This window comes from Sedimentitalea todarodis, assembly GCF_032595355.1.
Classification (GTDB): domain Bacteria; phylum Pseudomonadota; class Alphaproteobacteria; order Rhodobacterales; family Rhodobacteraceae; genus Sedimentitalea; species Sedimentitalea todarodis.
Genome location: NZ_JASMWN010000003.1, coordinates 263861 through 275773, shown reverse-complemented (window position 1 = coordinate 275773; position 11913 = coordinate 263861). Strand labels below are relative to the sequence as shown.

The window sequence follows — 11913 nt, the reverse complement described above, 5'->3', positions numbered from 1 at the left end:
CTGCGCGCGCCGCCGATTTTCGTGTTACTGCGCCTTGTAGGCATCGATGATCGCCTGACCGTCCGCTCCGGAGGTGGCGAGCCAGTCATCCTGCATCTTCGCACCGATCGCCTGAAGCTCGGCAAGGAATTCAGGGCCGGCATCGGTGACGGTCATGCCGTTGGCTTCCAATTGCTCGAAATACCAGTCCGCCAGCTCTTCGGATTTGGCGAGACAGGCGGCACCGGTTTCATCGGCAGCTTTCTGAACGGCGGCCTGTGTGTCGGCATCCAGCGCATCCCATGCCTGCTTGTTCACCATCACGTAGTTGCGGGGCAGCCAGGCGTTGACCTTGTAATAGTGGCTGAGGTGTTCCCAGACCTTGCGGTCATAGCCAGTGGACCCCGAGGAAATGAACGCCTCGGCAACGCCGGTGGCAAGCGCCTGGCTCAACTCGGCCGCTTCGACCTGTACCGGAATCATGCCAAGAGCTTCGGCGAATGCGGCTGTCGCGGTGTTGTAGCTGCGGAACTTGACGTTCTGCGTATCGGCTGAGGATTTCACTTCCTTGTTGAAGTAGAACCCCTGTCCGGGCCACGGGCAGGTGTAGAGCGTGACCAGGTTCTGTTCGGTCAGTGCCGCGTTGACTGGGTCCTTGGCGGCTTGCCAGAGCTTCTCGTTGTCCGCGAAGGATGTGGCGAGGAACGGAACGTTGTCCCAGGCCAACAGCGGTGTTTCGTTGGCATGCGAAGACATCAGGCGCTCGCCGATCGGCACTTGCCCGGTCTGGATCGCGCGCTTGATCTCGCCGCCTTTGAACAGCGAGCCACCGGGATGCACGGTGATGACGAGGTCACCTCCGGAATACTCGCCGACCTTGTCCGCAAAGACCTGCCCCATTTCCGAGTGGAAATTCGAGGCGGAATAGGCCATCGGCATGTCCCAGCTATCGGCCTGTACAGCGCCGTTCAGGGCCAGCGTCGCGATGGCCGCGCCCATCAGTTTCGTCAATTTCATCGTTACGTCCTCTCTGTTGGTTGGATATTACGCCCGTCGATCCGGTGAATAGGCCGACAGGTCGGTGTTGACCGGTTGCCCGGTGATCATCTGCGCCAGCCAGCGCCCCGTCTTGGGGCCGCCGCTGAGGCCGATATGATGGTGGCCATAGCCGACATAGACATTCCGTGCTGCCGGAGTCTGGCCGATGACGGGAATGGAGTCCGCTGTCGCAGGCCGATGGCCCATCCATTCCACGGTGTCGTCGTAGGTGAGGTTGGGAAACAGCCGTGCGACCTGGCGTTTCAAAAGGTCAAACGGGGCCTTGGAGGGACCGGCCTCAAGCCCGCCGAATTCCACGACCCCGGCGCAACGAAGCCGTCCATCCATCGACCCCGCCACGAATTTCCCCGCCGCCACCATGATCGGTGACTTCAGAGTGATCGACGGGTTGACGAATTCCACATGATAGCCACGTTCGGATTCCAGCGGCACTGTGATGCCAAGTTCGCGCGCCAGCGGGTCGCTCCACACTCCTGCAGTAACGACAAAGCTGGCGGCGGTGATTGTTCCGGCGGTGGTCCGTGCGGCGACGGCGTTTGCGTCATCGCGGTCAAATCCCGTGACCTCACCGGCAAGCAACCTGCCACCCTGAGCGACAAAGTGATCGGCCAGCGCCGTCACGTAGGCACCGGGGTCGGTGATCAACCCGTGATCGGGACATTCCACGCCATAGCCAAAACAGCCATCAAGTGCCGGGTCGTAGGCGGCGATGTCTTTGGCCGTCATTTCGCGAAACTGGTATCCGCGCTTGCGGCGGATGCCCCAGCCATAGCTGTCGGCCTCAAAGGCGGCCTTGTCCGGATAACCAAAGAGATAGCTGCCGGGTTTGACAAAGGCGGCGGCCGGATTGTCCTTGGCAAGGGCAAGGTGCTGATCGGCGCAATCGCCGAGCAATTCGGTGAGTGCCTGCGAGGTGCGTTCGACCTGCGCATCCGTGCCATTGGCAAGATACCGGCGCAGGAAGGGCAGCAGGCGAGGCAGATAGCCCCATTTCAGGAACAGGGGCTGGTCGGGGTCGAACAACATCCTGGGGGCCTTGGCCAGCAGTCCCGGAACGGTCACCGGCACCACGGCGCAGGCCGCCAGAATGCCACCGTTGCCATAAGAGGTTCCGCCCGCCGGGCCAATCCGGTCGATCAGCGTGACCTTCGATCCGGCCCGCTGCAGCCAAAGCGCCGTGGACACCCCGACAATGCCCGCGCCGATGACCAGCACGTCTGTGTTATGTCCCGTCACGAAATCCCCCGGCTGCCGCTGGCGCAGATTGGCGTGTTACCGGTCTAAAGGCCAACGGTTTTTTCCTGCCCCCTAGGCAACCCATTCAGAAACCGGGGCCGCGGCCTCGTGCAGGGGCTGGCTGATGATATCGACCAGCGTCGGGCCGGGATGGACCACGGCCTGCGCCAGAACCCGGCGCAGGTCGGCGGGGTCTTCGACGGTAAAGGCCGTCACGCCAAAGGCGCGGGCGACGGCGGCGTGATCCGTGCGATTGAAATCGACGTTGTAATACCGCTTGTCGAAGCCGGCATTTTGCCCGGCCTTGATCCAGCCGAATACAGCGTTTGAAAAGACGATGCTGGTGATCGGCATGTTATGGCGCACCATGGTTTCGAACTCGCCACAGCAAAACCCGAACGAACCATCGCCCATCAAGGCCAGCGTCTTGACAATGGGTCGTCCCACATGCGCGCCCATCGCCGCCGCCAGCGCATAGCCGAGCGCTCCGTGGGCGCGATTGGTGATGAAATGGCGCCCCGCCTGCGGCCATCGGTAGTGGGCCGAGACATAGGGGCAGGGCGTGCCGGGGTCGGCCACGATCGTGGTGTCGGGGTCCAGGATGTCCGCCAGCGCCGCCATCACCGCCTCGGGACGGATCGGTCGTTCGGCGCTGTTGGCGAGCGGTGCAAAGCCAGCCTGTTTTGCGCGCCACGCGTTGGCACAGCGGCGGATGCCATTCTGGGCTGACACGTCAGCACGCGTGCTCACCTCGGTGTTCAGCGCGTCAAGGGCCAGGCGCGCATCGGCACAGATCGCCACTTCGGTCTGGTAGTTTGCGCCGATCACCATCGGGTCGCTGTCGATGTGGATGATGGTCTTGTCCGGTGGCGGTGAGCGCCATCGCTCGGTCGTGACCGATCCGGCCCGGCAGCCGATGAACAGGATCACATCGGCCTCATCGACCGCCGCGCGGGTATCGGGAATGCCGCCGTTCGATCCCACCACGCCGAGCGCGCGGGGATCGGTTTCGGCAATTGCGCCTTGTCCGGAAACCGTCGTCGCGATTGGAAGATCGAGCAATTTCGCCAATTCTGCAAGGGCATCGAACGCCCCGGCGATCACTGGTCCGCCGCCACAGATTGCCACGGCGGCTTGCGCGCGCGTCAGGACGTCGGCGGCAGCGATGATCGCGTCCGGATCGGGGGCTGTGGGTTCGGCCGGAAAGATCCGGTGGCGTGGATCGGCCCAGACTTCGGCCCCTTCGACCGGGGCTTGCTGGGTGTCAAACGGCAGCGCCAGATGCGCGGCACCCGGTTTGCCGGTGGTCATCGCCCGAAATGCCGCGCGCACCATCGCGGGCAGACGGGTCGCGTCATCCAGCGAGGCATTCCACTTGGTCACCGGTGAAAACAGCGCCACCTGATCCAGTTCGGTCAGCGGGTATCTCCCGCGTGACGTGGTGGCAACGTCGGTGGTGATGGCCAGGATCGGAACCGAGCTATCGTTGGCCTCCACCACTCCGGGCAGAATGTAGGTCGCGCCACCCCCGGACGGCCCTTCGCAGACGCCCGGCTTGCCGGTAACGCGGGCATACCCATCGGCCATGTAGGCCGCATGGCGCTCGTCGCGGGTCAGGATATGGGTGATGCCATGATCCATGCGCGCCAACGCGTCATAGAACGGCAGGGTGGTGTCACCACAGAGGCCGAACATGTGCTGCACGCCATAGGCCTGCAACATCCGGACCATGGCTTCGGCACCGGTGAGATCATTGCTCTCTGTGTTCATCTTTGTCCCCGGTTTGATATTGCAGCTTGATCAGACGCTTCGCCCGCGCAACGCTGCGGCGGGTGAGATCCATGACAGGTGCAAACGGGAGTAAAGGCAAGTGGCGAAAGTGACGGGCGGCAAGGCAGTGTATGGGGCGTCGGTGGGGATATTGATGCTGGACGCGCGCTTCCCGCGCATTCCCGGTGACATGGGCAATGCCGCGACCTGGCCGTTTCCGGTGCACTACCGCGTGGTGCGCAGGGCCTCGCCGGATCGGGTTGTGCGGCAGGGCGCCACTGGGTTGCTGGATGCGTTTGTCGACGCGGCGCGCGACCTTGTCGGCGACGGAGTGGATGGGATCACCACCAATTGCGGGTTCCTGTCGCTGTTTCAGGAGGAGTTGGCGAAGGCCGTCCCGGTGCCTGTCGCAACATCCTCTCTGATGCAGGTGGCGATGGTGAACCGGCTGCTCGCCCCCGGTAAACGCGCCGGAGTTCTGACCATCTCCGGGTCGACGTTGACGGCGGATCACCTCGCGGCGGCGGGCGTGCCCCCTGAGACGCCGATAGGATCGACCGAAGGGGGACTCGAATTCAGCCGGGCGATTCTGGGCAACGAGTCAGAGCTTGACGTCGAATTGGCGCGTCAGGACAATGTCGAGGCGGCGCTTTCGATGACAGAGGCACACCCCGAACTGGGTGCGATCGTGCTGGAATGTACGAACATGGGGCCATATGCGGCGGATATCGCAAGGGTCACCGGATTGCCGGTGTTTTCCATCGTGAATTTCATCACCTGGTTTCAGGCCGGATTGGTGCCCTGTCGCTATGATCCGCCAGCGGGATGATGCGAAAATTGAGTCCTTATCCCGCCGGGTTTTCGCGATTTCTGCGCAAATCGGTCGTTTTCACCTCGGAGCCGTGGGTTATGTCAGGCTGTTTGGCGGGATAAGAGGTTCCGGCAACATTTCAGCGGTCCTGCGACCGGTCCATCATACTGCAGACGTCACCGCCCGCCGAGAGTCAATTGAACAAATACTGATCTGGCCGGAAATCCCCTGCGAGACGCGGTACTCGTATTCCTGCGTTCTCATTGCGGCAGTGCGGGAACCAAAATCTGCCTGTTGAACGGGGTGGTCTGCCGATTTTCGGACGTCGAGATTGGATCCCGACCGGAAAGGAACTGGAATGCCTTTCTTGAACGACATCAAGGTCTTTTCGTCTTTGAAGGCAGCGGTGCAAAAAGGCGTGTCCGTCCAAAGCGCTAATCCCGGATCTTGCCAAGCCAGGCGATCACGACGTCTGCAATCGCCTGCGGATCCTGATGGATCAGCCAGTGGTCAAGATCGGGCAGGGTAATGCGGGTGAGATTCGGAGCGAACGCCTCAAGCCCTGTGGTCGCCTCGGGCAAGAGCGCGGTGTCACGATCGCCCCAGATGAGCAGGTGCGGGCAACGCACCATCAATCGCTCAACCGGCAGGGCCATCAGGTCGGTCAACGGTTTGCCCGGATCCGCGATGCGCAGGGGCGAGGCGCGATACCAATGGATCATCGTTTTGAGCCGCCCGGGCCGGGACCATTCGGCGAGATAGGCCGCGCGCGCTTCATCGGTCAGCCAGCCGGTGTCCATCTTGGCAAGGAACAGGTCGCGCATCCGGGCAAAGTCATCGGCTGCGAGCAAATCATGACTGTCGTCGCGACGCAGGAAATTGATGTATTGGCTGGCCTCGGATTGTGCACCCCCGGCCGCCATGGCGCGCTGAAACGGCGCCGGGTGGACACCATTGGCGATGATCAGGCGGCTGACCAGATCGGGTTTGAACATGGCCAGCCCATAAGCCACCGCCGCACCCCAATCGTGCCCCATGACGGTGACCGGCGTACCGATCTGTGCGATGAGCTCTGCCATGTCTCCGACCAGCGCCGAGGTGGTGTAGTTTTCGACCCCGTCCGGTGCCCAACTCTGGCCATAGCCGCGCTGATCCGGGGCGATGCAGTGGAAATGATGGGCCAGCAAGGGGGCTAGATCGGCCCATGCACCGCCATATTCGGGAAAGCCGTGCAGCATTAGCAAGGGCGGCAGGGAGGTATCCCCCCAATTGCGCAGAAAGAACGGTTTGCCCTGCAATGTGACGGTTTCGCTACGAACCTCGTTGGTCATGATCTGGCCTCGCCTGTTGGCTGATTTCCGCACCGCGCCCGAGTTTGATGACCATGACGCAGGTGTACCCCTGAATGTGACAGTTTCTTGACAGGGATCAAGGTGCGCAGATGAAAGGTGGGCTAGGCGGTGTGCAGGTCCAACCCCAGCCGGAGATGCGAATGACCCTGCCCAAAACTGCCGATGTCACCTCAAACTCAAAAGATGCCAATACGACGGCCGCCGCCCTGGATCCAGCCGCCGAGGCCGCGATCTCGTCGACATCGGCACCTGTCGCCGGACAGATACCCGGCGCGCCAACAACGGAGCAGGTGCGGCGCGCGTTTGAGAGCGGCAGATACCCCTATTCCCGCAAGCTGAGCCGGCGCACCTATGAAGCGGACAAGGCGAAATTGCAGGCGGAACTGCTCAAGGTGCAGCTTTGGAGCCAGGAAACCGGCCAGAAATTCGTGCTGCTGTTCGAAGGCCGTGACGCTGCGGGCAAAGGAGGCACGATCAAGCGGTTCATGGAGCACCTGAACCCGCGCTCGGCCCGCGTGGTGGCGCTGAACAAGCCGACCGACGAAGAAAGGGGCCAGTGGTATTTCCAGCGTTACGTTCGCGAATTGCCCACGGTGGGAGAAATGGTGTTCTATGACCGATCCTGGTACAACCGTGCGGGCGTGGAAAGGGTGATGAATTTCTGCGATCCGGCAGAGTATCTCGAGTTCATGCGCCAGACTCCCGAACTTGAACGCATGTTGGTTCGCTCGGGGATCCGCCTTTACAAATACTGGTTCTCGGTCACCCAGAATGAACAGAAACGTCGGTTCGAAAGCCGCGAAACCGACCCGCTCAAGCGGTGGAAGCTGAGCCCGATCGACAAGGCATCGCTCTCCAAGTGGGACGACTACACCGAAGCAAAGGAAGCGATGTTCTTCTATTCGGACACCGCAGATGCCCCCTGGACCGTGATCAAGTCAAACGACAAGAAACGCGCGCGGCTGAATTGCATGCGGCATTTCCTGGCATCGCTGGACTATCCGGACAAGGATCACGATGCCATCGGCGCGCCTGATCCGTTGATTGTCGGACAGGCGCATCACGTCATCCACAATTCCGGTCATATCCTCGGAACCGCGCTGCACCCCAGTGGGCGCGTAAAGCCCGCGACGGCGTCCTGAGCGGTCTTTCATGAGGGCCTGATCCGGTTCGGATCAGGCCATTGTTCAGCTGTCAGTCCGGATTTCCAAGTCAGCGGGCAACGCCGCATTCTGGATGCGGGTCGCGTTGGTCAGGTCGTTTCCCTCGGCCCGAGCCTGGGCCGCCGCAGGATCCAGGCCATGCGCCAGCCAGCGGTTGATCAGACGCGCGCGCAGCGTTTCAAGCGGTTCCTGCAAACGGATCGACACATCCCAGAGCGCAGCCAGGTCGCGCCAACCGGGCTCGTCCAGCAGCAGGTAATTGCCCTCGACCAGCACGATGCTGCATTCGGGACCGACATGCGCCCTGCCTGCAATCGCGATATCCCGGCTTCGGTCAAACTCCGGGTAGTAGACATCCGTGTCGTTGGCAAGCGCCTGGATCAGTCGCTGGAAACCCCCGAAATCAAAGGTTTCGGGCGCGCCCTTGCGCTCCAGAAGGTCGCGATCTTTCAGGATCCTGTTGTCCAGGTGAAACCCGTCCATCGGAACCACCCGAACCTGCGCGCCGATCTTGGCCAATTGTTGCGCCACATTCTCCGCCAGCGTGGATTTACCGCTGCCCGGGGCGCCTGCGATCCCGACGAGACATCTCCTGTTGGCGGATCGACAGGCAAGGATGCGGGTGATCAGCGTTTGTGTTGTATTGGCTGCTTCGCTCATGTGTTTCCCGGTTCCTGATAGGGCCATATGTGGTTCGGTTTGTCTGAGCGGGCCATTCGGGGCGATGCCCCGGATGATCGGACCCGGCCTATGAACGGCAAGCCGAAGATGGCAGAGCGCCATCCCGCGATCAACAACAGGAATAGGATGGTACCCGAGGCCGGACTTGAACCGGCACGCCCGTTAGGGCAACGGATTTTGAATCCGTCGTGTCTACCATTCCACCACTCGGGCACGGGCTGCGTATATCGCGGGCAATCGCGGTCGTCCAGACACAACCTGCGCCCAAATGCGGTGGCTGCCGCTTTTTGGATTCGGCATGATTTCAACGTCTGGCGTGCGTTTCGGAGTAGGCAGAGAGGCTCACAAATCAGTGCGAAACCGTGGCCACGGCGGAAAAAGTGACCTGACCCAGTTGACGCTGTCTGCGCCGCGTGGTTTTCGAAATGAGCCCTTTGACCAGAGTTGCAGGCCCGATGCTCAGAAAGACCTATGATCGTACGATCCAGCTTGCCGACCATCCGCATGCGCTGTGGTGGCTGGCCGTTGTTGCCTTTCTGGAAAGCTCGGTCTTTCCGATTCCGCCCGATCTCCTGATGATCCCGATGATTCTCGCGCGGCCGCAGCGCGCATGGCTGATTGCAGGGGTTGCCCTCGTGGCCTCGGTGCTGGGCGGACTTCTGGGCTATGCAATCGGGGCGCTTGCCTACGATAGCATTGGCCAGCCGATTCTCGCCGCAATGGGAAAGGCCGACGCGATGGCCGAATTCAATACGCGGTTCAACGACTTCGGGTTCTGGGCGGTTCTCACGGCGGGGGTCACCCCGTTCCCCTACAAGGTGATCACCATCATGTCGGGTTGGACCGGGATGCCGCTTGCAACCTTTGTCGCAACATCGATCCTTGCCCGTGCATTGCGATTCTTTGTTGTGGCCGGGTTGCTTCGTGCATTTGGCGCACCCGTGCGTGAGTTCATCGAAAAGCGGTTGGGGCTGGTGTTTACGCTTTTCATCCTGCTGCTGATCGGTGGCTTTGCGACGGTCAAATACCTGTGACGCGGCGGACGTTTGTACTGGCGGCCGCCACGGGGTCTCTTGCGCTGCTCGCGGGGGCCTTTGCGTTTCAGTACATCGGCGGCATGGCACCCTGCAAGATGTGTCTGTGGCAGCGCTGGCCGCATGCGGCTGCAATCCTGATCGGCGCCGTTGCGCTGGCGGTTCCGGGGCGTTTGCTGCCATTGATGGGCGGTCTGGCCGCATTGGGCACAGCCGGGATCGGGGCCTATCATTCAGGCGTCGAACGCGGATGGTGGCAGGGGCCTACCACGTGCACATCCGGGCCGACGACGGGGCTGACACCGCAGCAGTTGCTTGATCAGATCATGGCCGCGCCGCTGGTGCGCTGTGACGAGGTGCCGTGGGAGTTGTTCGGATTGTCGATGGCCAGCTGGAACATGATCGCTTCGGTGTTCCTGGCGCTGCTCTGGTTTGCGGCCATGCGGCAGTCGCGCTGAAAGATCGGCGACCATCGTCGTCGTCCTGTCAAGGTGAGTGTCGCCCGCCGCGCCGAGTTCGGAGCGACGGACTTTGCAGTTTGCGATTGTGTGGTCAGCCGTCGCGTTTCTCGGAGACAATGATCTCGAGCTGATCCGCGGGCAGGTAGCCGCGCAGCAGTTCGTCGTGCAGCACGAAGGTTGGTGTGCCGCTGATCTGCATGCGTTGTGCAAGCGCGCGGGTTTCGGCGATTTCGGCGGTGATATCCTCGTCGGCCATGCGTGCAAGGATGGGGGCGCTGTCTAGTCCCAACCCGTCCGCGAGGCGACCCAGGATCACGTCATTCACGTCGCCGTCCAGTTCCATCAGGGCATCATGCACCTGCTCATAGGCCTCATCGCCAGCCACCTTGCGCGTGGCGATGGCAAAGCGCGACGAGATCATGGATGCTTCGCCGAGAATCGGAAACTCCTTGACGATCAGGCGGATGTTTCCATCGGCGGCGAGCAACTTGGCGACTTCGGGCTTGGCGCGCCGGCAATAGCCACAGCGATAGTCCATGAATTCGACCAAAGTGATGTCGCCGTCCGGATTGCCGCCCACCCAGGAATAACCGTCATCAAACAACGCGTCCGCGTTGTCCTTGACCAGCGAGACATCCGCCTGCGCCTGGTCCTGTGCATTGCGTTCTTTCAAGAGATCGACGGCCTCGATGATGATCTCGGGGTTGTCCATCAGATAGGCGCGGACCTCGGCCCGGAACGCCGCGCGCTCGGTTTCGGTCAGGTCGGTCAAGTCTGCGGCGCTGGCCGATCCGGCCAGCAGGGCGAATGCGGTCAGGGTAGGGGCGGCGAAGCGGATCATCGTTTTCTCTTCCTTTTGGAAAGCTGTTCTGAGGCAATGAACACATCTTGTGCCCGCTGCCAAGGTGCGTAACCCTCCGGTAACGACCTTGTGGCCCCGCGTGCCTGATGTCCGGCGACCGTTTTTACGCCGCTGGAACACGGAATGATCGGCGGGGTAGGAAGAGGCCATACCGGCGCTGCCGATGCGGGTGCAGGCAAGCGCGCTGACCAGATACCAGACTTCCAGTCACAGCGGAGTTGACGTTGCTCCGGATAAGCGGTCAAAGCGCAGGACCGCACCAGGGGAGAAGCACATGCGCACCTCAAGCAGATCACAGGTCGATCCGTTCATCGTGATGGATGTCATGGAGGCGGCGCGCCGTGCCGAGGAAGCCGGTCGCCGGATCATCCACATGGAGGTTGGCCAACCGGGGACCGGTGCCCCCAGACAGGCGATGCACACCTTGTCCACAGCGCTTGAGAGCGAGCCCTTGGGATACACCGTAGCGCTCGGCTTGCCCGCACTGCGGCGACGGATCGCACGGCTTTACGGCGACTGGTACAATGTCGATCTTGATCCGGGACGGGTGGTGGTGACATCCGGCTCTTCCGCCGGGTTTCTTCTGGCATTTACGGCATTGTTTGACACCGGCGACCGGGTCGGGATCGGTGCACCGGGATATCCGAGTTATCGCCAGATCCTGCGGGCGCTCGATCTGGTGCCTGTCGATCTGCCGACGGCTCCCGAGAATCGCCTGCAACCGGTGCCCGCTGATCTTGCGGGGATGGACCTTGCCGGACTGATGGTGGCATCGCCCGCCAACCCGACCGGCACGATGCTGGATCGCGCTGCGATGAGCGGTCTGATCGATGCAGCCGCGGCACAGGATACGGCCTTTATCAGCGACGAGATCTATCACGGTATCGAATACGAAGCGATAGCGGTCAGCGCGCTGGAACTGACAGATGAGTGCTATGTCATCAATTCGTTCTCCAAGTATTTCAGCATGACGGGCTGGCGCGTTGGCTGGATGATTGTGCCCCAGGATCACGTTCGCGTACTGGAGCGGATCGCGCAGAACATGTTCATCTGTGCGCCACATGCAAGCCAGGTGGCGGCGCTGGCGGCGATGGAATGCGACGACGAACTGACCGCGAATCTTGCCGTCTACAAGGCCAACCGGGCCCTGATGCTCGACGGGCTTCCAAAGGCTGGATTCACCAATATCGCGCCTCCCGATGGTGCGTTCTATGTTTATGCCGACGTGTCCGATCTGACAGATGACAGCCGTGCCTTTGCCGCCGAAGTTCTTGAAAAGGCAGGCGTGGCGGTGACGCCGGGCCTCGATTTCGACCCGGTGCGCGGTCACGGCACACTGCGTTTTTCCTATGCAAGGGCGACTGCGGATATCGAGGAAGGTCTGTCGCGTCTTGCCCGTTTCATGGCCGATCGCGGATAGTGCTGTTCTGCTACGCTGCGTCATGCGTGTTTTTCCGCTGACTTTGTGGCATGGCCGACGAATATTTCGCGTTGTGTTTTGACCC

11 protein-coding genes and 1 tRNA gene are annotated in these 11913 nt (G+C 61.7%); 5 read left to right on the top strand and 7 right to left on the bottom strand.

The features are described from left to right. Positions 1-24 precede the first annotated feature (24 nt). The 3 genes from QO231_RS06120 to QO231_RS06110 form a co-directional block, all read right to left on the bottom strand. Positions 25-996 (bottom strand): TRAP transporter substrate-binding protein, encoded by a 972-nt coding sequence (locus QO231_RS06120; protein ID WP_316774317.1) that lies wholly within the window; start codon positions 994-996, stop codon positions 25-27. 27 nt (positions 997-1023) lie between these two features. Continuing rightward, complete coding sequence (locus QO231_RS06115) at positions 1024-2274, bottom strand: NAD(P)/FAD-dependent oxidoreductase (protein WP_316774315.1); 1251 nt, start codon at positions 2272-2274, stop codon at positions 1024-1026. A 72-nt stretch (positions 2275-2346) separates the two neighbouring features. Beyond that, the gene (locus QO231_RS06110) at positions 2347-4044 is read right to left on the bottom strand and encodes a thiamine pyrophosphate-binding protein (protein WP_316774313.1); all 1698 of its coding nucleotides are present in this window, start codon (positions 4042-4044) and stop codon (positions 2347-2349) included. A 100-nt stretch (positions 4045-4144) separates the two neighbouring features. On the opposite strand from QO231_RS06110, the gene QO231_RS06105 reads away from it, so the two are divergent. After that, the gene (locus tag QO231_RS06105; RefSeq protein WP_316774312.1) at positions 4145-4873 is read left to right on the top strand and encodes an aspartate/glutamate racemase family protein; all 729 of its coding nucleotides are present in this window, start codon (positions 4145-4147) and stop codon (positions 4871-4873) included. Positions 4874-5289: 416 nt separating this feature from the next. Here QO231_RS06105 and QO231_RS06100 read toward each other — a convergent pair whose 3' ends face one another. Then, positions 5290-6186, bottom strand: a complete 897-nt coding sequence (locus QO231_RS06100) for an alpha/beta fold hydrolase (protein ID WP_316774310.1) — start codon at positions 6184-6186, stop codon at positions 5290-5292. Positions 6187-6347: 161 nt separating this feature from the next. Between QO231_RS06100 and ppk2 the strand changes: the two genes are divergently transcribed. Further along, on the top strand, positions 6348-7349 hold the full coding sequence (gene ppk2 / locus QO231_RS06095; protein ID WP_316774309.1) for a polyphosphate kinase 2: 1002 nt from the start codon (positions 6348-6350) through the stop codon (positions 7347-7349). 45 nt (positions 7350-7394) lie between these two features. Here the strand turns inward: ppk2 and QO231_RS06090 are convergent, their stop codons facing one another. Both QO231_RS06090 and QO231_RS06085 read right to left on the bottom strand, forming a co-directional pair. Then, positions 7395-8030, bottom strand: a complete 636-nt coding sequence (locus tag QO231_RS06090) for a nucleoside triphosphate hydrolase (RefSeq protein ID WP_316774307.1) — start codon at positions 8028-8030, stop codon at positions 7395-7397. 148 nt (positions 8031-8178) lie between these two features. Continuing rightward, a tRNA-Leu gene (locus QO231_RS06085) sits at positions 8179-8264 on the bottom strand. A 242-nt stretch (positions 8265-8506) separates the two neighbouring features. Here QO231_RS06085 and QO231_RS06080 point away from each other — a divergent pair. Both QO231_RS06080 and QO231_RS06075 read left to right on the top strand, forming a co-directional pair. Continuing rightward, a complete protein-coding gene (locus QO231_RS06080) occupies positions 8507-9085 on the top strand; it encodes a YqaA family protein (RefSeq protein WP_316774305.1) in 579 nt (192 codons plus the stop codon). Then, positions 9082-9543, top strand: a complete 462-nt coding sequence (locus QO231_RS06075) for a disulfide bond formation protein B (protein ID WP_316774303.1) — start codon at positions 9082-9084, stop codon at positions 9541-9543. Before QO231_RS06080 ends, QO231_RS06075 begins: the two co-directional genes overlap by 4 nt. A 94-nt stretch (positions 9544-9637) precedes the next feature. Here QO231_RS06075 and QO231_RS06070 read toward each other — a convergent pair whose 3' ends face one another. Further along, a complete protein-coding gene (locus QO231_RS06070; RefSeq protein WP_316774301.1) occupies positions 9638-10387 on the bottom strand; it encodes a DsbA family protein in 750 nt (249 codons plus the stop codon). Between the two features lie 295 nt (positions 10388-10682). Between QO231_RS06070 and QO231_RS06065 the strand changes: the two genes are divergently transcribed. After that, complete coding sequence (locus QO231_RS06065; RefSeq protein ID WP_316774299.1) at positions 10683-11828, top strand: pyridoxal phosphate-dependent aminotransferase; 1146 nt, start codon at positions 10683-10685, stop codon at positions 11826-11828. The last annotated feature ends 85 nt before the right edge of the window (positions 11829-11913 follow it).

Excerpts from the sequence above, each read along its gene's own strand:
- QO231_RS06070 (WP_316774301.1), bottom strand. The coding sequence starts at position 10,387 with ATGATCCGCTTCGCCGCCCCTACCCTGACCGCATTCGCCCTGCTGGCC.
- QO231_RS06110 (WP_316774313.1), bottom strand. The coding sequence starts at position 4,044 with ATGAACACAGAGAGCAATGATCTCACCGGTGCCGAAGCCATGGTCCGG.
- QO231_RS06080 (WP_316774305.1), top strand. The coding sequence starts at position 8,507 with ATGCTCAGAAAGACCTATGATCGTACGATCCAGCTTGCCGACCATCCG.
- QO231_RS06100 (WP_316774310.1), bottom strand. The coding sequence starts at position 6,186 with ATGACCAACGAGGTTCGTAGCGAAACCGTCACATTGCAGGGCAAACCG.
- QO231_RS06065 (WP_316774299.1), top strand. The coding sequence starts at position 10,683 with ATGCGCACCTCAAGCAGATCACAGGTCGATCCGTTCATCGTGATGGAT.
- ppk2 (WP_316774309.1), top strand. The coding sequence starts at position 6,348 with ATGACCCTGCCCAAAACTGCCGATGTCACCTCAAACTCAAAAGATGCC.
- QO231_RS06090 (WP_316774307.1), bottom strand. The coding sequence starts at position 8,030 with ATGAGCGAAGCAGCCAATACAACACAAACGCTGATCACCCGCATCCTT.
- QO231_RS06120 (WP_316774317.1), bottom strand. The coding sequence starts at position 996 with ATGAAATTGACGAAACTGATGGGCGCGGCCATCGCGACGCTGGCCCTG.